This window comes from Actinoplanes sp. NPDC049598 (assembly GCF_040675435.1).
Classification (GTDB): Bacteria; Actinomycetota; Actinomycetes; order Mycobacteriales; family Micromonosporaceae; genus Actinoplanes.
This window is the reverse complement of the sequence record NZ_JBFAOX010000009.1, coordinates 200,638-224,504: the sequence shown is the minus strand read 5'-3', so window position 1 is coordinate 224,504 and position 23,867 is coordinate 200,638. Positions and strand designations below refer to the sequence as shown.

19 protein-coding genes and 1 pseudogene are annotated in these 23,867 nt (G+C 70.8%); 7 read left to right on the top strand and 13 right to left on the bottom strand.

The window, feature by feature from the left end; all coding sequences use genetic code 11:
* Positions 1-257: 257 nt before the first annotated feature.
* A complete protein-coding gene (locus tag AB0J66_RS22195) occupies positions 258-1,472 on the bottom strand; it encodes an NADP-dependent isocitrate dehydrogenase (protein ID WP_364663514.1) in 1,215 nt (404 codons plus the stop codon).
* A gap of 135 nt (positions 1,473-1,607) precedes the next feature.
* Here AB0J66_RS22195 and AB0J66_RS22190 point away from each other — a divergent pair, with 135 nt between their 5' ends.
* Both AB0J66_RS22190 and AB0J66_RS22185 read left to right on the top strand, forming a co-directional pair.
* Positions 1,608-3,245, top strand: a complete 1,638-nt coding sequence (locus AB0J66_RS22190; RefSeq protein ID WP_364663512.1) for an alkaline phosphatase D family protein — start codon at positions 1,608-1,610, stop codon at positions 3,243-3,245.
* An 80-nt stretch (positions 3,246-3,325) separates the two neighbouring features.
* Positions 3,326-4,126 carry an MBL fold metallo-hydrolase gene (locus AB0J66_RS22185; protein ID WP_364663509.1) on the top strand — a complete coding sequence of 267 codons (801 nt, stop codon included), beginning with the start codon at positions 3,326-3,328 and terminating at the stop codon, positions 4,124-4,126.
* A gap of 55 nt (positions 4,127-4,181) precedes the next feature.
* Here the strand turns inward: AB0J66_RS22185 and mdh are convergent, their stop codons facing one another.
* The 4 genes from mdh to purN form a co-directional block, all read right to left on the bottom strand.
* Positions 4,182-5,132 carry a malate dehydrogenase gene (gene mdh / locus AB0J66_RS22180; RefSeq protein WP_364663507.1) on the bottom strand — a complete coding sequence of 317 codons (951 nt, stop codon included), beginning with the start codon at positions 5,130-5,132 and terminating at the stop codon, positions 4,182-4,184.
* 102 nt (positions 5,133-5,234) lie between these two features.
* On the bottom strand, positions 5,235-5,834 hold the full coding sequence (locus AB0J66_RS22175; protein ID WP_364663504.1) for a pentapeptide repeat-containing protein: 600 nt from the start codon (positions 5,832-5,834) through the stop codon (positions 5,235-5,237).
* Complete coding sequence (gene purH / locus AB0J66_RS22170) at positions 5,834-7,402, bottom strand: bifunctional phosphoribosylaminoimidazolecarboxamide formyltransferase/IMP cyclohydrolase (RefSeq protein ID WP_364663502.1); 1,569 nt, start codon at positions 7,400-7,402, stop codon at positions 5,834-5,836. The genes AB0J66_RS22175 and purH overlap by 1 nt, the downstream gene beginning before the upstream one ends.
* Positions 7,399-8,016, bottom strand: coding sequence for a phosphoribosylglycinamide formyltransferase (purN, locus tag AB0J66_RS22165; protein ID WP_364663500.1), 618 nt, complete (start codon positions 8,014-8,016; stop codon positions 7,399-7,401). Before purN ends, purH begins: the two co-directional genes overlap by 4 nt.
* Before the next feature lie 187 nt (positions 8,017-8,203).
* Between purN and AB0J66_RS22160 the strand changes: the two are divergent.
* Positions 8,204-8,497: pseudogene (locus AB0J66_RS22160) on the top strand (DUF4190 domain-containing protein); the annotation flags it as partial.
* Positions 8,498-8,538: 41 nt separating this feature from the next.
* On the opposite strand, the gene AB0J66_RS22155 reads toward AB0J66_RS22160, so the two are convergent.
* From AB0J66_RS22155 to AB0J66_RS22140, 4 genes are all read right to left on the bottom strand, one after another.
* On the bottom strand, positions 8,539-9,996 hold the full coding sequence (locus tag AB0J66_RS22155; RefSeq protein WP_364663498.1) for a DUF6350 family protein: 1,458 nt from the start codon (positions 9,994-9,996) through the stop codon (positions 8,539-8,541).
* 95 nt (positions 9,997-10,091) lie between these two features.
* Complete coding sequence (sucD, locus tag AB0J66_RS22150) at positions 10,092-10,973, bottom strand: succinate--CoA ligase subunit alpha (RefSeq protein WP_364663495.1); 882 nt, start codon at positions 10,971-10,973, stop codon at positions 10,092-10,094.
* A 4-nt stretch (positions 10,974-10,977) separates the two neighbouring features.
* Positions 10,978-12,156 (bottom strand): ADP-forming succinate--CoA ligase subunit beta, encoded by a 1,179-nt coding sequence (gene sucC, locus AB0J66_RS22145; protein ID WP_364663493.1) that lies wholly within the window; start codon positions 12,154-12,156, stop codon positions 10,978-10,980.
* Between the two features lie 464 nt (positions 12,157-12,620).
* Positions 12,621-13,025, bottom strand: coding sequence for a cobalamin B12-binding domain-containing protein (locus tag AB0J66_RS22140; protein WP_364663490.1), 405 nt, complete (start codon positions 13,023-13,025; stop codon positions 12,621-12,623).
* Between the two features lie 392 nt (positions 13,026-13,417).
* Between AB0J66_RS22140 and AB0J66_RS22135 the strand changes: the two genes are divergently transcribed.
* Together AB0J66_RS22135 and AB0J66_RS22130 are read left to right on the top strand one after the other, a co-directional pair.
* On the top strand, positions 13,418-14,158 hold the full coding sequence (locus AB0J66_RS22135; RefSeq protein WP_364663487.1) for a M23 family metallopeptidase: 741 nt from the start codon (positions 13,418-13,420) through the stop codon (positions 14,156-14,158).
* Positions 14,159-14,291: 133 nt separating this feature from the next.
* Positions 14,292-15,098: a M23 family metallopeptidase gene (locus tag AB0J66_RS22130; protein ID WP_364663485.1), complete on the top strand. Its 807-nt coding sequence runs from the start codon at positions 14,292-14,294 to the stop codon at positions 15,096-15,098.
* Here the strand turns inward: AB0J66_RS22130 and pcrA are convergent.
* The gene (gene pcrA / locus AB0J66_RS22125; RefSeq protein ID WP_364663483.1) at positions 15,095-17,500 is read right to left on the bottom strand and encodes a DNA helicase PcrA; all 2,406 of its coding nucleotides are present in this window, start codon (positions 17,498-17,500) and stop codon (positions 15,095-15,097) included. The two genes, AB0J66_RS22130 and pcrA, sit on opposite strands and share 4 nt — an antisense overlap.
* A gap of 165 nt (positions 17,501-17,665) precedes the next feature.
* On the opposite strand from pcrA, the gene AB0J66_RS22120 reads away from it, so the two are divergent.
* Positions 17,666-19,489, top strand: coding sequence for a bifunctional metallophosphatase/5'-nucleotidase (locus AB0J66_RS22120; RefSeq protein WP_364663481.1), 1,824 nt, complete (start codon positions 17,666-17,668; stop codon positions 19,487-19,489).
* Here AB0J66_RS22120 and AB0J66_RS22115 read toward each other — a convergent pair.
* Positions 19,486-21,252, bottom strand: coding sequence for a methyl-accepting chemotaxis protein (locus tag AB0J66_RS22115; protein ID WP_364663478.1), 1,767 nt, complete (start codon positions 21,250-21,252; stop codon positions 19,486-19,488). The genes AB0J66_RS22120 and AB0J66_RS22115 overlap by 4 nt on opposite strands.
* 286 nt (positions 21,253-21,538) lie before the next feature.
* Here AB0J66_RS22115 and AB0J66_RS22110 point away from each other — a divergent pair, with 286 nt between their 5' ends.
* Positions 21,539-21,859: a chorismate mutase gene (locus AB0J66_RS22110; RefSeq protein WP_364663475.1), complete on the top strand. Its 321-nt coding sequence runs from the start codon at positions 21,539-21,541 to the stop codon at positions 21,857-21,859.
* Between the two features lie 5 nt (positions 21,860-21,864).
* Here AB0J66_RS22110 and AB0J66_RS22105 read toward each other — a convergent pair whose 3' ends face one another.
* Positions 21,865-22,872, bottom strand: a complete 1,008-nt coding sequence (locus AB0J66_RS22105; protein ID WP_364663472.1) for a dipeptide ABC transporter ATP-binding protein — start codon at positions 22,870-22,872, stop codon at positions 21,865-21,867.
* Entirely contained in the window at positions 22,865-23,863 is a 999-nt protein-coding gene (locus AB0J66_RS22100; protein ID WP_364663470.1) for an ABC transporter ATP-binding protein, read from the bottom strand. The genes AB0J66_RS22105 and AB0J66_RS22100 overlap by 8 nt, the downstream gene beginning before the upstream one ends.
* Positions 23,864-23,867: the final 4 nt, after the last annotated feature.

The window sequence follows — 23,867 nt, the reverse complement described above, 5'->3', positions numbered from 1 at the left end:
CAGAGGGCGGGGGCCCCGGGACAGAGAGGCCCCCGCTGGGAAGGGACGGCAGGCCGCGCCTACTCGGCCACGACAGCTGCGAGAGAACCGATCGGCGCCCGGGACAAGGCAGCCGGATCGGTGGGCGACCCCTCGACGTCGCGTGGCCCATCCGTTCTGCATGAAAAACGAGGTCCGTAACCACGAGTTACGGACCTGAACATGCAATACGTCACAAGGCCGCCGGCTCGTGCCGGCGGCCTTGTGAGGTGCGGGGATCAGGCGAGCTTACGAGCCAGGTTCTCGTCGAGCGCGTTCATGAACTCGTCGGTCGAGAGCCACGGCGCGTCCTTCGAGATGAGCAGCGCCAGGTCCTTCGTCATCTGTCCACCCTCGACGGTCTCGACGCAGACCTTCTCGAGCGTCTGGGCGAACTCGGTGACCGCCGGGGTCCCGTCCAGCAGGCCGCGGTGCTTGAGGCCGCCGGTCCAGGCGAAGATCGAGGCGATCGGGTTGGTCGAGGTCTTCTCGCCCTTCTGCCACTGACGGTAGTGCCGGGTGACCGTGCCGTGGGCGGCCTCGGCCTCGACGGTCTTGCCGTCCGGGGTCATCAGCACGGAGGTCATCAGGCCGAGCGAGCCGAAGCCCTGGGCCACCGTGTCCGACTGCACGTCACCGTCGTAGTTCTTGCAGGCCCAGACGTAGCCGCCCTCCCACTTGAGCGCGGCCGCGACCATGTCGTCGATCAGCCGGTGCTCGTAGGTCAGCCCGGCCGCCTTGAACTGGTCGGCGAACTCGGTCTCGAAGATCTCCGCGAAGAGGTCCTTGAAACGGCCGTCGTACGCCTTGAGGATCGTGTTCTTGGTCGACAGGTAGACCGGGTAGTTGCGGGCCAGGCCATAGCGGAACGAGGCGCGCGCGAAGTCGCGGATCGACTCGTCGTAGTTGTACATCGCCATCGCGACGCCGCCACCGGGGTAGTCGGCGACGTGGAACTCCATCGGCGCCGAGCCGTCCTCGGGGGTGAACGTGACGGTCAGCTTGCCGGCGCTGGGCACCACGAAGTCGGTCGCCTTGTACTGGTCGCCGTGGGCGTGCCGGCCGATGATGATCGGCTTGGTCCAGCCCGGCACCAGCCGCGGCACGTTCTGCATGATGATGGGCTCGCGGAAGACGACGCCACCGAGGATGTTGCGGATGGTGCCGTTCGGCGACCGCCACATCTTCTTGAGGCCGAACTCCTCGACGCGGGCCTCGTCCGGGGTGATCGTCGCGCACTTGACGCCGACGCCGTGCTGCTTGATGGCGTTGGCCGCGTCGATGGTCACCTGGTCGTCGGTCTCGTCGCGGTACTGGATCGACAGGTCGTAGTACTCGAGGGGGACATCGAGGTAGGGCAGGATCAGCTGCTCACGAATCTGCTTCCAGATGATCCGGGTCATCTCGTCGCCGTCGAGCTCCACCACCGGGTTTGTGACCTTGATTTTCGCCATTCGGCCGGCGCTCCTCTCCCATGTTTTTAGCAGTACGAGCGTACTGCAGGCCCGTCGAAGGGATTTACCCGGATGGCCTCAATCAGTTTGCCCGCTGGCGGGCACCTTGTATCGCAAACCCGATGGCATCGAGCAATGTCACTGCAAGAGAAGCTGAACCAGCCGATCGGACGTCGACTGCTCATCTCCGGCGCGGGTGCCGTCGCCGCCGGGCCACTACTGATCAACCCCACCGAGGCGTACGCCCGGAGCAGCACCCGGCTGCCGTCGGACGTCTTCCGGCTCGGGGTGGCCTCGGGCGACCCGCTGCCCGACGCGGTGGTGCTGTGGACGCGCCTCGTCGGCGCCCTGCCCGACCGGGCCCTGCCGGTCGAGTGGGAGATCGCCGCCGACCCGCTCTTCCGCCGGCAGCGCCGCCACGGCGTCACCGCCGCCCTGCCCTCGCTCGGCCACTCGGTGCACGTGGACGTGCGCGGCCTGCGGCCCGACGCGGAGTACCACTACCGCTTCCGGGTCGCCGGGCAGATCTCGCCGGTCGGCCGCACCCGGACGGCACCCGCGGCCGGCTCGCACCCGCGGCACCTGCGGTTCGCCTTCGCCAGCTGCCAGGATTACCAGGCCGGCTTCTACACCGCCTACCAGCATCTCGCCCAGGAGGACCTCGCCTTCGTCGCGTTCCTCGGCGACTACATCTACGAGGGCCCGCGCAACGCCGGCGCGGTCCGCCAGCACGAGGGCGCCGACGAGCCGTACACACTGGCGCAATATCGCGATCGGCACGCCACCTACAAGGCCGACCCCGACCTGCAGGCGGCCCATGCCGCCTTCCCGTGGATCGTCACGCTGGACGACCACGAGATCGACAACAACTGGGCCGACGAGATCCCGCAGGACCCCGAGCTGCAAACTCCTTCGTCTTTCCGCGCTCGGCGGATCGCCGCCTTCCAGGCCTATTACGAGCACATGCCGCTGCGCCGCTCGTCGCTGCCGCACGGGCTCGACATGCAGCTCTACCGCCGCTTCCGTTTCGGGTCGCTGGCCGGCGTGCACGTGCTCGACACCCGGCAGTACCGCAGCGACCAGCCGGCCACGCTCGAGGCGGCTCAGAACCCGGCGCTGACCATGACCGGGGCCGAGCAGGAGAGCTGGCTGGTCAACGGCCTGCGCCACTCCGGCGCGGACTGGAACCTGCTGGCCAACCAGGTCATGTGGGCCCAGAACGACCGCAAGGCCGGCCCCGAGCAGGTCTTCGACTTCGACAACTGGGACGGTTACCGCGCTCAGCGCACGCGGCTGCTCAAACTCTTCCGCCGGGTCGACAACCCGGTGGTGCTGACCGGCGACCGGCACTGCACCTGGGTGAGCGACCTGCGCCCGAACTTCGACGACCCGTCGGCGCCGGTCGTCGGCGCCGAGATCACCGGCACCTCGATCACCTCCGGCGGGAACGCGAACACGGCATCCTTCCACGCCACCTACGACCCGATCATGGCGGAGAGCCCGCACTGGCGGTACATCGACAACCAGCGCGGATACGTGGTCTGCGACATCACTCGTGAGCGCATGGTGAGCAGCCTCCGTCTCGTCGACACGGTCTGGGCCCCGACGGCGTCGGTGCGCACGGCGGCCGATTTCGTCGTGGAGTCGGGCCGCCCGGGCATCGCCGAGGTGATCGACTCGGCGACCTCTCTTTCGGGGGCCGCCTCCACCCCCACCCAGGGTGGGACCGCGCGCGGGTTCGACGCTACCGACGACCAGGGCCTCGGCCGCTAGTTGTCCACAGGTACGCCGGCTGTCCACAGATTCGGGATTCGGGGGTGCGGACGACCCACACCCCCGACAGAATCGCGGGCATGCCAGTCACCCAGGCCGTCGGTCGGCTCACCGTCACCGCCCTCGAGGATGCCGAGGGGCCCTTCTTCCTGCCGCGGGCCGAGGCGTTCCCCGACGCCACGGGCGAGCAGTGGGCGGCGGCCGACGAGGCCGATCCGGCTGCGCTGGCCGCCGACGGCGAGTGGCTGCTGCGCTTCCGGAGTTATGCGATCCGCCGCGGCGACGGGCCGGTCACGCTGGTCGACGCGGGCATCGGGCCGGCCGGGTCGCTGGCGGCCGACTGGGCGCCGGTGCCCGGCCGGTTGCCGGCGGCGCTGGCCGAGGCCGGGATCGCCGCGTCCGACGTCGAGGCGATCGTGCTGACCCACCTGCACAACGACCACATGGGCTGGGCCGTCCCGCGCGACTCGCCGTTCACCGCGGCCCGGGTGATCACGCAGCGGGCCGACGTCGAGCTCTACGAGGCCAACCGCGACCAGGCCGGCCAGTTCGACCTGCTCGTCGCGCCATTGCGGGCCGAGGGCCGCCTTCAGGAGGTCGACGGCGACCTGGCCCTCGGCGCCGGCGTCCGCGTGGTCGCCACGCCGGGCCACACTCCCGGCCATCAGTCCGTCCTCGTCGAGGACGGCGACGACAGCCTGCTGGTGGCGGGCGACATGCTGGTCCACGCGATCCAGCTGCTGCATCCCGGGCTGGCCTACGCCAGCGACAACGACCCGGTCCGGGCGCGGGCGACCCGCGAGCGAGCTCTGCGCGAGGCGACAGCGCGCGGAACGACGCTGGCCGTGTCCCATCTGGGGACGGCGTTCCGGCGGGCGTGAAAGAGGACGTGAAAAAGGCCGGAACCAAACGGTCCCGGCCTTTTTCAGAAACGGATCAGAGGTTGGCGACGTCCGCCTGCTTGGCGCGGACGGCCTCGGCGGCCTCCTTGAGACCGGCGACCTCGGTGTCGGTGAGCTTGTCCTCGACGACCTTCTTGATGCCCTCGGCGCCGATCTGGGCCTCGACGCCCAGGTAGACGCCGGAGATGCCGTACTCGCCGTCGACCCAGGCGCAGACCGGCAGGACCTCGCCCGAGTCCTCGACGACGGCCTTGGCCATGCGGGCGGCCGCGGCCGACGGGGCGTAGTAGGCGGAGCCGGTCTTGAGCAGGGCGACCACCTCGGCCCCGCCGTTGCGGGTGCGGACGACGAGCTCCTCGATCTTGTCGGCCGGGAGCAGGTCGGAGAGCGGCTTGCCGTCGACGGTGCAGCGCGACGGGACCGGGACCATGGTGTCGCCGTGCGAGCCGAGGGTGAGCGCCTTGACGCTCTTGACCGGCACGGCCAGCGTCTCGGCGATCGAGTTGGTGAAGCGGGCGGTGTCGAGCACGCCGGCCTGGCCGAAGACCCGGTTCTTGGGGAACTGGGTGGCGAGCTGGGCCAGCGCGGTCATCTCGTCGACCGGGTTCGAGACCACGATGACGACGGCGTTCGGCGCGTACTTGGCGATGTTCTCGGCCACCTGGCGCACGATCTTGGCGTTGACCTCGAGCAGGTCCATGCGGCTCATGCCCGGCTTGCGGGCCAGGCCGGCGGTGACCACGACGACGTCGGAGCCCTCGATGGCCTCGTAACCCTCGCCGTTGGGGCCGGTGGTGACGCCGACGACCTTGGTCTCGAAGCCCTCGATCGGCCGGGACTGGTTCATGTCGAGGGCGAGGCCGGCCGGCTTGCCGTCGATGATGTCGGTGAGCACCACGGTGTCGAAGATGTCGTACTCGGCCAGACGCTGTGCAGTCGTGGACCCGTAGAAGCCGGCACCTACGACGGTTACCTTCTTACCCATAGCTCAACCACTCCCAGTCTCCGGGACACTTTTTGCGAACGTATCAGTCGGTTAACGCCACGTTTCGGCCTGGTCGGCTGAACGCGAAGTAAGCCACTCCCTCTATTCCCCGACCACCGCGCCGTACGCGGCGGCGAACTGCACCGCCTGCGCTATGTCGATCTTGGCGCCGGTCAGGTCGACGTCGCGCAACTGCACGCCGTCGAGGTCGGCGCCGCGCAGGTCGGCCCCCTTGAGCACGGCGCCGGTCAGCCGCGCGTTGGAGAGGTCGGCGCCGCGCAGGTCGACCCGGGTCAGGTCGGCCCCCATCAGGTCGGCCTCCCGCAACCGTAGGCCGGACAGCCCAGCCCCGGTGAGGTTCTGCCCGCGCAGGTTGACGAAACCCCAGTCGCCGCCCTCGACGGTGATCGGCCGCAGGCCGCAGTCGGTGAACTGGGTGCCGGTCAGCTTGCAGCCGGCCAGCGTCGCGTCGAAGAACGAGCAGCGCTGCATGGTCGACTGCATGACGGCCACGCTGGACAGCACGGCCGCGTTGAAGCGGACGTTGCCGAAGGTGCAGTTGGTGAAGACGCAGCCCGCCAGGCGCGCCTCCGACCAGTCGACGTTGTGGAACGCGCAGTCCTCGTACCGGACGCCGGTGACCTCCTCGAGCGCCCAGTCGGCGCCCGAGAAGGTCTTGTCCTGGACGAGAAGATCGGACATCAGCCGTGGTAGAAGTGCCGCGTCCCGGTGAGGTAGACGGTCATCCCGGCCTTTTCGGCGGCCTCGATGACGAGGTTGTCGCGGATCGAGCCACCCGGCTGCACGACCGCTTTCACCCCGGCCGCGATCAGCACCTCGAGCCCGTCGGGGAACGGGAAGAACGCGTCCGAGGCGGCCAGGCTGCCCTTGGCCCGGTCGGCGCCGGCCCGGTTGACCGCCAGGTGGGCCGAGTCGACCCGGTTGACCTGGCCCATCCCGACACCGACGGTGGCGCCGTCCTTGGCCAGCAGGATCGCGTTGCTCTTGACGCTGCGGATCGCCCGCCAGGCGAACGCGAGGTCGGCCAGCTCGTCGGCGCCCAGGGCCGGACCGGTGGCCAGCTCCCAGTGGGCCGGGTCGTCGCCGGGCGCGTCGATGCGGTCGGCGATCTGCACGAGCGCGCCGCCGCCGATCTGCTTGACCTCGGCCGGCGACGGGTTCCAGGCCGGCGCGACGAGCACGCGCAGCTTCTTCTTGCCGCGGAAGATCTCGAGCGCGCCCGCCTCGTACGACGGGGCGACGATCACCTCGGTGAAGATGCCGTCGAGCTGCTTGGCCATCGCCTCGGTGACCTCGCGGTTGACCGCGATGACGCCGCCGAAGGCCGAGACCGGGTCGCAGTCGTTGGCCTTGCGGTGGGCCTCGGCCACGTCGGCCCCGACCGCGATGCCGCACGGGTTGGCGTGCTTGATGATGGCCACGCAGGGCTCGGTGAAGTCGTTGGCGCTGCGCCAGGCGGCGTCCGCGTCGACGTAGTTGTTGAACGACAGCTCGCCGCCGTGCACGAGCTCGGCCTGGGCCAGCCCGACCGGCGCGCCCGCGTCGACGTAGAGGGCGGCCTGCTGGTGCGGGTTCTCGCCGTACCGCAGGTTGTTCTTCTTCTTCATCGCGATGCCGGCGAACTCCGGCCAGCCGGGCTCGGCGGCCAGGGCCCGCGCGGTCCAGTTGGCCACGGCCACGTCGTACTCGGCGATGTCGGCGAAGGCCCGGGCGGCCAGCACCCGGCGCTGGGCCAGCGTGAAGCCGCCGGCTTTCAGAGCCTCGAGGACCAGGGGGTACGCCTCGACGGCGGTGACCACGGCGACGGAGGGGTGGTTCTTGGCCGCCGCGCGGACCATGGCCGGGCCGCCGATGTCGATCTGCTCGACGCACTCGTCGACGCTCGCGCCCGAGGCCACCGTCTCGGTGAACGGGTACAGGTTGCTCACGAGCAGGTCGAACGGCTCGATCTCGAGCTCGGTCAGCTGCTGCTCATGGGCGGGCAGGCGCAGGTCGGCCAGCAGGCCCGCGTGCACCCGCGGGTGCAGCGTCTTGACCCGGCCGTCCAGCGTCTCGGGGAATCCGGTCAGCTCCTCGACCCGGGTCACCGGCACACCGGCGCCCTCGACCCTCGACGCGGTCGAACCGGTGGAGACGATCTGCACCCCGGCCGCGTGCAGCGCCTGGGCCAGCTCGACCAGGCCGTTCTTGTCGTACACGCTCAGCAGCGCGCGACGGATCGGGCGGCGCCCCTCGGCGTCCGAACTCATGGAATGCGTACCTTCCTGTCCTGGATGGTCCAGCCCTCGCGGACCAGGCGGCCCACCCACTCGACGAGCTGGGCGCGCTCGGCCACCTTGATGCGCTCGGTCAGCGCCTCTTCGGTGTCACCGTCGAGGACGGGCACCGCGACCTGGGCGATGATCGGGCCGGTGTCGACGCCGGCGTCGACGAAGAAGAGGGTCGCCCCGGCGATCTTGACGCCGTAGGCGAGCGCGTCGCGCGGGCCGTGGATGCCGGGGAACGACGGCAGCAGCGCGTTGTGCGTGTTGATGTAGCGGTCGCCGAAGGCGGCCAGGAAGGCCGGGCCGACCAGCTTGAGGAAGCCGGCCGAGACGACCAGGTCGGGCTTGTACTCGGCGACGTGGCGGGCGAGGGCCGCGTCCCAGTCGTCGCGCGTCTCGTACGCCTTCACCGAGTCGACGAAGGTCGGCACACCGGCGGCGGCGGCCCGGTCGAGACCGGCGATGCCGTCGCGGTCGGCGCCGACGGCGACGACCTGCGCGCCGTAGGCGGGATCGGCCGAGGCGTCGAGCAGGGCCTGCAGGTTGCTGCCCGAGCCGGAGACGAGGACGACCAGGCGGGCGGGCGCGGGGTCGGTCACCTGAGCACCCTATCTCCGCGGCTCGCGACCGCCGACAACGGGTAGTGGCCGCGGAACCCATCGGCTACGCTGCCGGTTCTCAGGAATGTCGATATTTCGCTACGCCAGCGCCATCTTTGACACTGGAGGACGCGTGACAAACCCACCCCCCTATTACGGCCCCCCGGCCGGTGACCCGGTCGGCCCGCCCGCCGGCACCGAGAACACTCAGGGCCTGCTCTCGATGATTCTGGGGATCCTCGCGATCCCGCTCGGCTGCTGCTTCTTCTACGTCGGCATTCCGCTCGGCATCGCCGCGGCCGTCCTCGGCTGGCTGGGCCTCAAGAAGGTCAACGCGGGCCGGGCCACTAACCGGAGCCAGGCCCTGGCCGGCCTGATCTGTGGCGTGGTGGGCGCGGTGCTGGGCATCGCGCTGGTCATCTGGTGGCTCACCGCCGGCCAGAACATCAACTGGGACGAGCTGCGGAACCGCAACAGCTGACATCTCATCCGTGAAGGGGGCGCCGATCCGGCGCCCCCTTTTCACGCTTTGGTCTTGAACCGGCGGGCCGCGGCCGCGCCGATCGCCGCCGAGACGCCGACCACGGCGGTGGCGACCAGGCCGACCTGCCCGGCGTCGGGGCCGACAGTGGCCAGCCGGCCGTCGCCCAGCGGGCCGCCGGAGAGCGCGGCGAGCACGCCCAGCACCACGCCGGCCGCCGGCCCGGCGATCAGGCCGCCGCCGATCACCAGCGACCAGGGCGTGGCCGGCGCCTTCGGGGCCGGCGCGGGACGGGTGGCGCCGGGACGGCGGCGGGCCCCGTCCGGCGCCTGCTCGGCCTCGCCGACCGCGCGCAGCGTCAGCATCCAGCCGGCGGCCAGGCCGGCCAGGACCGGGATCGACAGCAGCAGCGCGCCGACCGCGCCCATCGGGCCGTTGGGCAGCCCGGCCAGCAGCGGCACGGTGGGCAGCGGCCCGACGGTGACCTCGGTCAGCCGCACCACCGACCCGGTGCCGAGCGCGAAGCCGGGCCCCAGCAGGTACGCGGCCGCCCAGATGACGCCGTTCACCCCGTAGGCCAGGCTGACCAGGGTGATGCCGGCCTGCCCGGCCACACCGGTGCGGTAGGCGGAGATCATGTCGGCCGCCTGACCGCCGCCGACCGCCACCGACAGCCCGGTCACCGCGGCCCCGGCCGCGAGGATCAGCAGCGCCGCGAGCACGCCCGTGCGCAGACCGTGCCGAAGCGCGGCCGGCATCCGCTCCGCCCAGCGGGTCAGCGCGCCGGTGCCCCGCAGCGAGCCGGCCAGCGCGGCCACGCCGCCGAGGACGAAGAAGTTGACCGCGGCCCGCCCCGGCGTGACCTCCGTGCCGCGGCCGTCGACGGCGAGGGCGGCCAGCGAGCCGAGCAGCGAATAGGTCAGCCCGATGGCGAAGGCGACGGAGAAAGCGCCGGCCGTCGAGCCGGAGCGGCGGGCGCCGACGGCGCGGGTGACGTGCAGGCCGGCCCGCTCCACCCGCCACACGATCAGCGCGGTGAGCAGCAACGGGGCCAGGCCGAGGGAGCCGATCGAAGTGCCGATGGGCACGCCGTGCCCGAGCATCCAGCCGGCCAGCCCGGCGTGCGCGGCGCCACCGAGGCCACCCGCGCCCTCCAGCGTGCGGGCGAGCCCGATCACGGCGGCGACCGGCAGGTACGAGATCAGCGCGGCCCAGATCGTGGCGAAGCCCGCGGCCACCGGCAGCGGCGCGCGCCGGGTCCGCTCGGGCGGGGGGCGGCGCTGGCTGGGCAGCTTGACGGTCGGGCGGTTGCCGAGCTCCTTGTCGTCGACGAGGACGGTCTTCCGCTCGGTCTCCGGCTCGTCGTCCCGCGCCGGGTCGAAAGCCTCGGTGTGGCGTTCGATCGGCTCGGTCTTTCGCATGACCGGCGCGTCTTGAACCGCCTCGGCGACCGCGAGCGGGTCGTCCGAGTTGTCCGGGCGGTCGGGTGGCGTCGACATCGTGAACTACTTTTCCACGCCGGGGGCGGACCGGCGCTGCAGATACGACGGCGCGCCGCCAATCAATTGACGGCGCGCCGGCGTGCGTACGGGTGTCAGCTCATGATCTCGCGCATGAGCCGGGCGGTCTCGCTCGGCGTCTTGCCGACCTTGACGCCCGCGGCCTCGAGCGCCGCCTTCTTGGCGTCGGCCGTGCCGGCCGAGCCGGAGATGATCGCGCCGGCGTGACCCATGGTCTTGCCGGGAGGCGCCGTGAAGCCGGCGATGTAGCCGACCACCGGCTTGGTCACGTTCGCCTTGATGAACTCGGCGGCCCGCTCCTCGGCGTCGCCACCGATCTCACCGATCATGACGATCGCGTCGGTCTCCGGGTCGTCCTGGAACGCCTTGAGCGCGTCGATGTGCGTGGTCCCGATGATCGGGTCGCCCCCGATGCCGACGGCGGTCGAGAAGCCGAAGTCCCGCAGCTCGTACATGAGCTGGTAGGTCAGCGTGCCGCTCTTGCTGACCAGGCCGATGCGGCCGCCCGGGGTGATGTCGGCCGGGATGATGCCGGCGTTCGAGGCGCCCGGCGAGGCGATGCCGGGGCAGTTCGGCCCGATGATCCGGGTCTTCTGCCCACGGTCGATGTTGTACGCCCAGAAGTTCGCCGAGTCCTGCACCGGCACGCCCTCGGTGATCACCACGGCCAGCGGGATCTCGGCGTCGATCGCCTCGATCACGGCCGACTTGGTGAACGCCGGCGGGACGAAGATGACCGACACGTCGGCGCCGGTCTCCTTGATGGCCTCGGCCACGGTCGCGAAGACCGGAAGCTCCGTGCCGTCGAAGTCGACCTTCGTGCCGGCCTTGCGCGGGTTCACGCCACCCACGACGTTGGTGCCGGCGGCGAGCATCCGCTTGGTGTGCTTGGAGCCCTCCGAGCCGGTGATGCCCTGGACGATGACCTTCGAGTCCTTGGTGAGCCAGATCGCCATTACGTCACTTCCCCGCAGCCGCGAGCTCGGCGGCCCGCTCGGCCGCTCCGTCCATCGTGTCCACCCGCTCGACCAGCGGGTTGTTGGCGCCGTCGAGGATGGCCCGGCCTTCCTCGGCGTTGTTGCCGTCGAGGCGCACCACGAGCGGCTTGGTGACGGTCTCGCCGCGCTCGGCGAGCAGGGCGAGGGCCTGGATGATGCCGTTCGCGACCGCGTCGCAGGCGGTGATGCCGCCGAAGACGTTCACGAAGACCGACTTCACGGCCGGGTCGCCCAGGACGACCTCGAGGCCGTTGGCCATCACCTGGGCGCTGGCGCCACCGCCGATGTCGAGGAAGTTGGCCGGCTTCACGTTGCCGTGCTTCTCACCCGCGTAGGCCACCACGTCGAGGGTGGACATGACCAGGCCGGCGCCGTTGCCGATGATGCCGACCTCGCCGTCCAGCTTGACGTAGTTGAGGTTCTTGGCCTTGGCCGCCTGCTCCAGCGGGTCCACCGCGGACTGGTCGACCAGGGCCTCGTGGTCGGGGTGGCGGAACGCCGCGTTCTCGTCCAGCGTGATCTTGGCGTCGAGCAGGAGCACCCGGCCGTCGCCCACCTTGGCCAGCGGGTTCACCTCGACCAGGGTGGCGTCCTCGGCCACGAAGGCCTGCCAGAGCTTCACTGCGATGTCGACGATCTGGTCGGCGACCTCGGCCGGGTACTGCGCGGCGGCGACGATCTCGCGGGCCTTGGCCTCGTCGACGCCCTTGCTGGCGTCGATCGCGATCTTGGCAACCCGCTCGGGCTGCTCCTCGGCCACCGTCTCGATCTCCATGCCACCGGCCACGCTGGCGATGCAGAGGAAGGTGCGGTTCGCGCGGTCGAGCAGGTAGGAGAAGTAGTACTCCTCCTTGATGTCGGCCGTCTCGGCCAGCATCACCTTTCCGACCGTGTGGCCCTTGATGTCCATGCCCAGGATGTCGGTGGCGCGGGCCTGCGCCTCGTCGGCCCCGTCGGCCAGCTTGACGCCGCCCGCCTTGCCGCGGCCGCCGACCTTGACCTGCGCCTTGACGACGACCTTGCCGCCGAGCCGCTCGGCGATCGCCCGGGCCTCCTGCGGGGTCTCGGCGACGCCGCCGCCCAGCACGGGCAAACCGTGCCGTTCGAACAGGTCACGCCCCTGATACTCGAACAGGTCCACGTGTCTCCTTTCGCTCGCGACGCCAAGCGCCGGCAAGCCGCACCGTTGCGTCCCGACCTGTGTGCGCGCGGCGGCCTGTAGTTCGGCGTCGCCGGCGTGAGGAATGTCCGGCCCTGTGGGCCTTCATTCGCAGACTAGCGACTTGAGCGGGTGCTCCGAAGGCGCGGGTGCGCGGTGTGCAAGACCGCACACCCGGGGCGGGAGGGGCCCGTGTTATGGGGCCACACCAGAGGTACCCCCGGAACTTCCCCCGACACATCGCGTAACCCGCCTTCGCCAGGCGTCGTTGAGTGTGATGTCGGAGCGCTGCGGCGCCCGGCGCGAAGGCGGCCGATGCCCTGTCGGTCGAGGGGTGGCGGCGGGGCATCGTGCATAGAGAGGCCGGACGTGTGAGGGGTGCGTCCGGCCTCTCCCCTTGCCCCGGCCGGTAGCCGCCGAGACCCCTGCGCTAAGCTTCCCGCTGGTCAGGCCACCGGTGATGAGACATTGGCGCGTACCCATTCGACGATGGACGCGGTCGTCGCGCCCGGAGTGAAAATGTGGGCCACCCCGAGCTTTTCCAATTCGGTGATGTCGTCGGCCGGAATGATGCCCCCGCCGAATACGACGACATCGGCGGCATCACGCTCCGCCAGCAGTTCGATTACGCGGCGAAACAATGTCATGTGGGCGCCGGACAGAACGGACAAACCGATCGCGTCGGCGTCCTCCTGAATGGCGGTCTCGACGATCTGCTCCGGCGTCTGATGCAGGCCGGTGTAGACCACTTCCATGCCGGCGTCACGCAGCGCGCGAGCCACCACCTTGGCGCCGCGGTCGTGCCCGTCCAAACCGGGCTTCGCGACGACGACCCTGATCCGTGCTTGCATCCTGACCCTCCGTGCCACTGACCGCGTTGTCACCTGAACGAACGGTAACCCGAGCGGCGGCCACGGGGTAGCGGCGGTCACATACTTGTGATCACCCCACGTGACCGGAAATGTATTCTGCGTCACCTTACTTAGCGCTTCTCGAACAATCACACCGCGTGTGCGAACGGTTCACCAGGGAAAGTCCACGAATTCGGACATTCGCTGCGCAATGCGGACCGGGAACTGTCAGCGAATTGGCGCTGCGACTTGTGAGGCGGCTGCCGTTTCGTTACCGTGGCTCCCGGCTGTCAACCGGTTAACGCCGATCCGACAGCACGGAAGTCACGGTTCACCGGAAATTCGGTGGGCCTCGGTCGGCCGACGTTTTGCCATCTGACGGAGGGTTGTTCGTGCGCCAGCGCTTGTCGTCTGAGCCCGATCGCTATCGCGGCCGTCGCCGCGTTCCCACCCCTCCCCGCAGCCGCTACGCCGTCGCCGTCACCTCGGCCTTCGTCGGGGCCGGAGTCGTCGCCCTCGGCGCCGCGGCCAACATGCCGGACGCCAAGCAGGTCGACACCGAGGTCCTGAAGAGCCTCCAGAGCGCCCAGGTCGCCTCCGACGCCGTCGCCGACCGCGCCGCCGACGACAGCGCCGCCTCCCGGAGCGACAGCCGCGACTCGGCCGCCAAGACCAAGGTCAGCGCCGAGGAGGCCACGGCCGACGTCTGGCTGCTGCCGCTCGACGACTACATCTTCTCCTCGCCCTACGGCGTCCGGTGGGGCAAGCTGCACGCCGGCATCGACCTGACCGCCCCCGAGGGGCTGCCGTACAAGTCGATCCACGCCGGCGAGGTCACCCAGGCCGGTTACAACGGCGGCTACGGCTACGCGGTCACCGTCAAGAACGCCGACGGCACCGAGGTCATCTACGCCCACTCGCGGCGCGTGCTGGTCAAGGTCGGCGACAAGGTCAAGGCCGGTCAGGTGCTCGGCGAGGTCGGCAACACCGGCGCCTCGTACGGCACGCACCTGCACCTCGAGATCCACGTGAACGGCTCGCCGACCGACCCGATCCCGTTCCTGCGCGAGCGCGGCGTCGACATCAAGCTCCAGGTCGAGTCGGTGTACGCCGGCATGGCCGCCGCCTCCTGACAACACCCACCCCGTACGGTGCCGGCTGGTTGCCGGCCGGTGTGTGTTGCGTTCCCAAAATCCCAGGTGGCTCAGTGCCCGCTCCCCGGGGCCGACAGGCAGATGTCGGTCACCAACTGGGGAGGTCCTCACCGTGTCGCAACGAACCGAGTCCCGTGCAGGCGGGCGTCACCGCCGGGAGACGGTCGGCCGGCACGTGGCCCTGCCCTTCGCCCTCGCCGGCCGCCGCACCCGCCACGTCGTGATGGCCGCGGCCTTCGGCGCCGCCCTCGTCACCGGCATCACCGGGGGCGTGGCCGCCGCGGCCGAGTCGTGGCAGAACGAGCCGGCCGACGTGGCCGTCTCCGCCGCCGCCGACCTCGGCACCGACGACTTCGGCAGCGGCGACGAATTCGCGCCAGTCGACTCGCTGGGGGCCGCCGATGCTCCGGCGCCGCCCGTGGGTGACCTCTCCCTGCAGGCGGCCGGGCTGAAGACCCGCCCCAAGCCGGTCGTCGTGGCCGCCCAGCCCGCCGTCCCGTCGGCCGCCGCGGCCGGCGCGGCCTGGGTCAACCCGAACCCGGCGGGCCGGGTGACCTCCTGCTACGGCCAGCGCTGGGGCCGGCTGCACGCAGGCGTCGACATCGCCGGCCCGAACGGCTCACCCATCCTCGCCGCCGGCGCGGGTGTGGTCGTCCGCGCGGGCGAGGCCGCCGGTTACGGCAACGCTGTGCTCATCGACCACGGCAACGGCTACCTCACCCATTACGGGCACATGTCGGCCATCGCCGTGCGCGACGGCGAGCACGTCGCCGTCGGCCAGCGGATCGGCGACGAGGGCTCCACCGGGCACTCCACCGGCCCGCACCTGCATTTCGAGGTGCACGCCGGCCACTACAAGAACCCGGTCGAGCCCACCCGCTGGCTGCACGAGCACGGCGTCGCGCTGCGCGGCTGCTAGATCTTCTCGATGGGGGCGTGCCGGAGCACGAGCCACATCACCTGGTCGCCGAAGTCGATCTGGGCCCGGGCTCCCGGGCCCTGCCCCTCGACGGTGACGACCCGGCCCAGGCCGTAGCGCTGGTGGTTGACCCGGTCGCCGGCGGACACCTTGGGCGCCTGGGGCAGCTCGCTCGCCGTGGCGAGCTTGCTGCCGTCGATGCCGAGACGGCTGGCCAGCTGCTGAGCCTTCGGGGTGCCGCCGGCGAAGCCGCCCCCGCGGGACCGGTCGCCCCCGGCCCGGCCGCCCACGCCGCCGCCCGTGCCGGACCACGACGTGTAGTTGCCGGCCGTGCGCTCCCACCGGATCAGCTCGGACGGCAGCTCGGCCGTGAAGCGCGACGGCGGGTTGTACTGCGGCTGGCCCCACGCGCCCCGGGTGACCGCGCGGGAGAGGTAGAGCCGCTGCCGGGCCCGGGTGATCCCGACGTACGCCAGGCGGCGCTCCTCCTCGAGCTCGTTGTTGTCACCGAGCGCGCGGGTGTGCGGGAAGACGCCGTCCTCCAGGCCGGTCAGGAAGACCACCGGGAACTCGAGACCCTTGGCCGTGTGCAACGTCATCAGGGTGACCACGCCCTGGTGGTCGGGGTCGTCGCTGGGGATCTGGTCGGCGTCGGCCACCAGCGCGACCTGCTCGAGGAAGCCGGCCAGCGTCGCGGCCGGCGCCTCCCCCTCTTCCGCATCCTCGGCCTGGGCCTCCACCCGCTCGGTGTACTCGCGGGCGACGCTGACGAGCTCCTGCAGGTTCTCCACGCGGCCCTGGTCCTGCGGGTCGAGGCTCTCCTCGAGCTCGGAGAGCAGGCCGGAGCGCTGCAGGACCGACTCGAGCACCTCCTCGGGCGGCGCCGTCCGGGACAGCTCGCGCAGGTCGTCGAGGAGCTGGACGAAGTCGAGGATGCTGTTGGCGGCCCGGGTCGAGATGCCGGGCGCGTCCTTCGCGTGACGCAGGGCCTGGCCGAACGAGATGCGGTCGCGCGCGGAGAGCGCCTCGACGCAGGCCTCGGCCCGGTCGCCGATGCCGCGCTTGGGGGTGTTGAGGACGCGGCGGATGCTCACCGTGTCGTCGTCGTTGACCACCGCCCGCAGGTAGCCCAGCGCGTCACGGACCTCCTTGCGCTCGTAGAAGCGCACCCCGCCGACCACCTTGTAGGGCAGGCCGACGCGGATGAACACCTCCTCGAACACGCGGGACTGGGCGTTGGTGCGGTAGAAGACGGCCACGTCGCCCGGGCGGGCGTCGCCCCGGTCGGTGAGGCGGTCGATCTCGCGGGCCACCCAGTCGGCCTCGGCGTGCTCGGTGTCGGCCACGTAGCCGACGATCTGCTCGCCGGCGCCCTGGTCGCTCCAGAGCCGCTTGGGCTTGCGGGACGTGTTCCGGTCGATCACCGCGTTGGCCGCGGACAGGATGGTCTGGGTGGAGCGGTAGTTCTGCTCGAGCAGGATCGTGCGGGCGTCGGGGTAGTCCCGCTCGAACTCGAGGATGTTGCGGATCGTGGCCCCGCGGAACGCGTAGATCGACTGGTCGGCGTCACCGACCACGCACAGCTCCCCAGGCGGAACCTCTCCGTCCTTCTCCCCCACAAGCTCCTTGACCAGCGTGTACTGCGCGTGGTTGGTGTCCTGGTACTCGTCCACAAGCACGTGGCGGAAGCGGCGGCGGTAGGTCTCGACGACGTGCGGGTGCGACTGGAACAGGTGCACCGTGGCCATGATGATGTCGTCGAAGTCGAGCGCGTGCGCCTCGCGCAGGCGGCGCTGATAGAGCTCGTACGCCTCGGCGATGGCCCGCTCGTTCGGCCCCTTGGCCTTCTCCTTGAAGTCGGCCGGCTCGATCAGCTCGTTCTTCAGGTTGGACACCTGGGCCGCGATGCCGCGGGCGGTGTATCTCTTCGGGTCGAGGTCGAGCTCGCGGATGACCAGCTGCATGAGCCGGCGCGAGTCGTCGGCGTCGTAGATGGAGAAGGTGCTCTTGAGCCCGGCGTGCTCGTGCTCGGCCCGCAGGATGCGGACGCAGGCCGAGTGGAAGGTCGAGACCCACATCAAGCGGGCGCGCGGGCCGACCAGGTGGGCCACCCGCTCCTTCATCTCGCCGGCGGCCTTGTTGGTGAAGGTGATCGCGATGATCTCGCCGGGGTGCACGTCGCGCGCGGCCAGCAGGTAGGCGATGCGATGGGTCAGCACCCGGGTCTTGCCCGAGCCGGCGCCGGCCACGATGAGCAGCGGCGACCCGGCATGGGTCACGGCGTCGCGCTGCGGGCCGTTGAGGCCGGTCAGCAGCGACTCGGGGTCGAGCCCGCGCGGCTTGGGGCGCGGCGGTCTCGGCGCCTCGGCCTCGCGCCCGGTTGTAGCCCGGACAGGGGGCATCGCGAACAGGGCGCCATCGGGGTTTTCTGAGGAAGGTCGCATCGCGGGGGCAAGTCTATGCCGACCCCCCGACAAGAATCGCCGCCGTCCACAGGCCTCGAAGTTATCCACAGTTTCCGTCGAACCGGTAGCGCGACACCGATCGATGGGCCAGAGTCGAGCACTATGGATCGTCGACGTCTAGCCGCGCTGGGCCTGGCAGTAACCCTTGCCGCCGCCCTGCCGCTGGCCCACCCCACTGCCGGCGCCGCCGCGCCGCCGGAGTTCGCGCCGGTGAGCGTTTCCGCCGGCCTGCCCAAGGGCGGCACGACCGTCAAGGGCCAGTTCCTGAGCTACAACGACTTCCACGGCGCGATCGACCCGCCCAGCGGGAGCGGCGCCGTGGTCAACGCGTCCGGCACGAGCACGCCGGCCGGCGGCGTGGAATACCTCGCCACCTATCTGAAGAAGCTGCGGGCCGAGGCCAAGGCCGAGGGCCGCTCGACGCTGACCGTCGGCGCGGGCGACCTGATCGGCGCCTCCCCGCTGGTCAGCGCGGCCTTCCACGACGAGCCGACGATCGAGCTGATGAACCAGGTCGGCCTGCAGGTGAGCTCGGTCGGCAACCACGAGTTCGACGAGGGTGTGGCCGAGCTGATCCGCCTGCAGCGCGGCGGCTGCCACCCGGTCGACGGCTGTCAGGACGGCGACGGCTTCGGCGGGGCGAAATTCACCTACCTCGCGGCCAACACGATCGACAACAAGACCGGCCTTCCGATCCTCCCGCCGATCGACATCAAGTTCGTCAACGGCGTGCCGGTCGGCTTCGTCGGCCTCACGCTGGAGGGCACGGCCGGCATCGTCAACCCCGCCGGCATCAAGAACGTGCACTTCGAAGACGAGATCAAAACCGCCAACAAGTGGGGCAACATCCTCAAGCTGTTCGGCGTCAAGGCCCAGGTGCTCCTGGTGCACGAGGGCGGCTCGCAGGGCACGGCCACCCCGACACCGGGCGTCTCCGACTGCACGAACTTCTCCGGGCCCATCGTGCCGATCGTGGCCGGGCTCAACCCGGAGTTCGGGGTCGTCGTCTCCGGCCACACCCACCGCTTCTATTCGTGCAAGCTGCCCAACTCCAAGGGCACCTCGGTCGTGACCAGCGCCGGCACCAACGGCCAGCTGATCACCGACATCGACTACGCGATCGACAAGCGCAGCGGCCGGTTCGCCGAGATCACCGCCAAGAACGTGATCGTCGAGAACGGCGTGGCCGACGGCGCCGGCGGCTGGAAGAAGGACGCGAACGGCGTCTACCTGAAGAACCCGGACACGGTCGACCCGGGCGCCAAGAAGATCGCCGACAAGTACCGGACGGCGGTGGCGCCGATCGCCAACCGCGTCGTCGGCTCGATCACCGGCGACATCACCCGCGCCGCGACGCCGGCCGGCGAGAGCCCGCTCGGTGACGTCATCGCGGACGCGCAGCTGGCCTACACCAAGGGCGCCGGTGCGCAGATCGCGCTGATGAACCCGGGCGGCATCCGGGCCGACTTCGACGCCGAGGCGTCGGCCGGCGGCGAGGCCAACGGCCAGGTCACCTATGGCGAGGCGTTCACCGTCCAGCCGTTCAACAACCTCGTGGTGACCCAGACCTTCACCGGGGCCCAGATCAAGACGGTGCTGGAGCAGCAGTTCGCCGGGTACCAGGGCCAGACCACGACCAAGATCCTGCAGGTCTCGGCCGGCTTCACGTACACGTGGAGCGCCTCGGCCGCGCTCGGTTCGAAGATCTCGAACCTGGCGTTCAACGGCACGCCGATCGACCCCGCCGCCTCGTACCAGGTCACGACGAACGACTTCCTGGCCAACGGCGGCGACGGCTTCAGCGCGCTGACCGCCGGCACCGGCCGCACGACCGCGCCCGGCTTCGACATCGACGCCCTGGTCGCCTATCTGGGCGCGGCCCCGGTCGCCCCCGGCCCGGTCAACCGGATCAGCACCACGGCCTAGAAGAGCTCCAGTCCGCCCGATGGGGCGGCCGCGCCCGACTGCTGCGCGGCCGCCCCATCGGGGGTGAGCTGGTCGATCTGGGCGATGGCCGCCTGGACCTGGGAGATCAGCCCGCTGATGCTGTGCTGCTGGTCGTCAGCGACCGCCCGGACCTGGTCGATGGCCGCGCGCACGCTGGCGATGCCGTCGGTCATGGTGGCCACCGCGTTCGACACGTCGGTGGCGGTCGAGGTGAGGGCGCCCAGCGTGGTGGTGATCCGCTCGGCCGAGCTGGAGGTGTCGTCGGCCAGCTTGCGTACCTCGTCGGCGACGACCGCGAAGCCCTCCCCCGCCTGTCCGGCCCGGGCCGCCTCGATGGTGGCGTTCAGCGCGAGCATCCGGGTCTGGCCGGCGATCTGCGCGATCACCGCGACCAGCTCGGACGCCTGGGGCAGGCTCACGCTGAGGGCCTCGGCCGCCCGGTCGGCCTGGGCCGCGTGAGCACCCATCTGCTCGGTCGCCGCGTGCGCCGCGGCTGCCCCGGCGTTGATGTTGTGCACCGACTCGCGGACCGTGTCGACCTCCTGGACGGCGTCGCCGAGCTGGTAGGCAATCCCACCGATGATCTGCTCGGACTCCGCCTCGACCCGGCGCAGGGTCTCGCCGCGGGTGTGTTCCTCGGCCGCCTCCCGGTCGCGCCGCTGCACCTCGGCGCGTTCCCGCTCCTCGGTGATCTCGGCGTCCTGCGCCTCGAAGGCAGCCAGCATGCCGTTGACCGACGAGCTGAGCGCGTGGAGATCGGGGTGCGACGACTCGGGGAGCCGTTCGCGGAGGTCACGGGTGGCCATGATGTGCTCGGCAGCCTGACGCAGGGGCCTCGCGTGCTCGTGCACGGTGCCGCGCACCAGTCGGCCGAGAGCCACCCAAAGGAAGATCGTTGTCAGCCCGACCACCACGGCGACCGCGATCAGCATGCGTACCGCCGCGTCGTGCACCGGCCGTTCCTCGAGGATCTCGAAGGTGACCGGGACGCCGTCGACGCCGGTGACCGTGGTCTGCACCGCCACCCGGTCGTCGACCACTGCCGTGTCCACCCGCAGCGGCCCGAGCAGGCTGGACAGGTCGTCGTGGCGCACCCGGCCCTCGAGCGGCGTGGCGAGCAGCCGGGTCTCGTCCTCGGTGCTCCCGGTGATCAGCTCGAGGCCCTCGGCGTCGAGCGCGCGCAGGAAGATCAGCGAGCCGGCCGACGCGCCGCCATCGTCGCGGCGGAAGACGGGCAGGCTGCAGAAGATCGCCGGAGTGCCGGTGGCCGAGGTGACGCCGCAGGTGGCCGAGCCGGCGCGGGCCCCCGGCGTGATCATCGTGGTCAGCACGGCCGGGTCGCGCAGCTCGGCCGGCAGGGCCGTGTAGCCGTCCGGGCCCAGCAGGCCGCCGACCTTCTGCTGCCCGTCGGCGCCCACCCCGACGACGCCGGAGAGCCGGTAGAGGTCACGAAGCTGGGCCGCCGGGAAGTCGGCGCCGAAACTCGTCTGGTCGCCCTGCGCCACGTCGCGATAGGCGCTGGTCCGGATCGAGTTGGTGATGCCGAAGTCGACGATGCTCCGGGCCCGCTCGCTCAGCGCGACCCGCAACTCCTCGGCCTCCTTGACCAGGAGCTCCTGCTCGACGCCGTTGAACGCGCGCAGAGTGATCACCCACAGCGGCCCCAGCAGCACCACGAGCACCGCCGCGAGCAGGGACAGGATCCGCAGCCGCCCCGGCTCCCTCAACCATCCGAGCTTCACCACCTCAAATTAAGGTGCGGCGAAGCAGCGCTTGTCCGAAATGGCGACGTTTGTGCGGCCGGGTGACCGTCCCACGGATCGGGCGCTTTCCTTGCGGAGTCCTTCCCGGCGGGGGCATACTCGGCTGCGTGATCCAGCAGACGCGATTTTTTTATGGCACCAGAGACCTGGTCGCCATGGAAAGCGTCTGAAAAACAGACTTCCATCAAGCCCCGGGCCTCACCGCCCGGGGCTTGATGCTGCCCGGGCCGGGCCGACCGGGGCGCCAGCACCCGAGGAGCACGACATGACCGCCGACGTGGTGGACAACAAGACCGGCGACGCGGCCGGCATGGACCTCAAGACCGGCGCCGCCGAGCCGCTGGCCGCCCACGAGATCCGCGCGATGCGCGAGCGGATCGACGAGATCGACCAGGCCATCATCGACCTGTGGCTGGAACGGGCCCGCCTATCCCAGGAGGTCGGCCGCACCCGCATGGCCAGCGGCGGCACCCGCCTCGTCCTCTCCCGCGAGCGGGAGATCGTCGAGCGCTTCCGCGAGGCCCTCGGCGCCGACGGCGCCCAGGTCGCCCTGATGATCCTGCGCGCCGGCCGCGGTCCTCTCTGACCCGGCTAGTAACGGCGGGCCAGGTCCAGCGTCTCGGCGAAGTGGCAGGCGCTGGGGTGGGCCGAGCGCTGGCGCACCTCGAGGGTGGGCTCGTGCTCGGCGCAGCCGGGCTGGGCTTTCCAGCAGCGCGTCCGGAAGCGGCACCCGGACGGCGGATCGGCCGGTGAGGGCACGTCGCCCTCCAGCATGATGTGCCGCCGGTGCCCGCGCAGGCGCGGGTCCGGCACCGGGACCGCCGAGAGCAGCGCCTGCGTGTACGGATGCGTCGGCTGGTCGTAGATCGCCACGTGGCTGCCCGTCTCGACCACCTTGCCGAGATACATCACGGCGATCCGGTCGGAGATGTGCCGGACCACGGACAGGTCGTGGGCGATGAAGACGTACGACAGCCCGAAGTCCCGCTGCAGCCGCTCCAGCAGGTTGATCACCTGGGCCTGGATCGACACGTCGAGGGCGGAGACCGGCTCGTCGCAGACGAGGATCTCGGGGCGCAGGGCCAGTGCGCGGGCGATGCCGATGCGCTGGCGCTGACCGCCGGAGAACTGGTGCGGGTAGCGGTTGATGTGGTCGGGATTGAGGCCGACCGTGTCCAGCAGGTCCCGCACCGCGCGCTCGCGGCCCGGCCGGGGCACCGCGTCGGGGTGGATCTCGAACGGCTCGCCGATGATGTCGCCGACGGTCATCCGGGGATTCAGGGACGTGTACGGGTCCTGCATCACCATCTGGATGTTGCGGCGGGCGTGCCGCAGCGCCGGGCCGCGCAGGCGGAGCATGTCGTCACCGCGTACCCGCAGGTCTCCGCTCGTCGGCTTCTCCAGACCGACCAGCATCTTGGCCAGGGTGGACTTGCCGCAGCCGGACTCGCCGACGATGCCGAGGGTCTCGCCGCGGCGCAGGTGCAGGTCGACGCCGTCGACCGCGCGAACGGCACCGGCCCTGGTCCTGACCACGATGCCCTTGGTGATCGGGAAGTGCTTGACCAGCCCCCGCGCCTCGAGAACGACGTCAGACACCGAGGACCTCCCGGATGAAGTGGCAGCTGGCGATGCGGTTCCGCGCGATCTGGTACGCCGGCGGCGGCGGATCCTGCCGGCAGACGTCGCGGGCGTAGGCGCACCGCGGGTGGAACGGGCAGCCGTGCGGGATGTCGGTCAGCGCCGGCGGCAGCCCGCGGATCACGTTGAGCCCGCGCCCCTTGAAGTCGAGCCGCGGGATCGACTCGAGCAGCGCCTTCGTGTACGGGTGGGCCGGGTGGGCGTAGATGTCGTGGACGGGGGCGTACTCGACGACCTTGCCCGCGTACATCACCGCGATGGTGTCGGCGACGTCGGCCACCACTCCCATGTCGTGGGTGATCAGCACCAGGCCCATGGTGCGCTCGCGCTGGAGCTCGGCCAGCAGGCCCATGATCTGCGCCTGGACCGTCACGTCGAGGGCCGTGGTTGGCTCGTCGGCGATCAGCACGTCCGGGTCGAGGGCGAGCGCCATCGCGATCATGACGCGCTGGCGCATGCCCCCGGAGAACTGGTGCGGGTAGTCGTCGACCCGGTTCTTCGCGTCCGGGATGCGGACCTGGTCGAGCAGCTCGATCGCGCGGCGCTTGGCCTCCGACCGGGACAGGCCACGATGCGTACGGAACAGCTCGCCGATCTGAAATCCGACGCTGTAGACCGGGTTCAGGGCGCTCAGCGCGTCCTGGAAGATCATCGCGATGCGGTTGGCCCGGACCTGGCGGCGCTCGTTCTCAGGCAGGCGCAGCAGGTCGACACCCCGGTAGAGCACCTCGCCCTTGGTCACGAAGGCCGGCGGGCTGTCCAGGATGCCCATGATCGCCTGCGCGGTGACCGACTTGCCGCAGCCCGACTCGCCCAGCACGGCCAGGGTCTCGCCGGGCCGCAGGATCAGGTTGACGCCGTTGACCGCGCGGGCCACCCCGTCGCGGGTCCGGAACTCCACGTGCATGTCGTTGACCTGCAGCAGCGGAGCCTGTGGGTTGAAGTCCATCTCG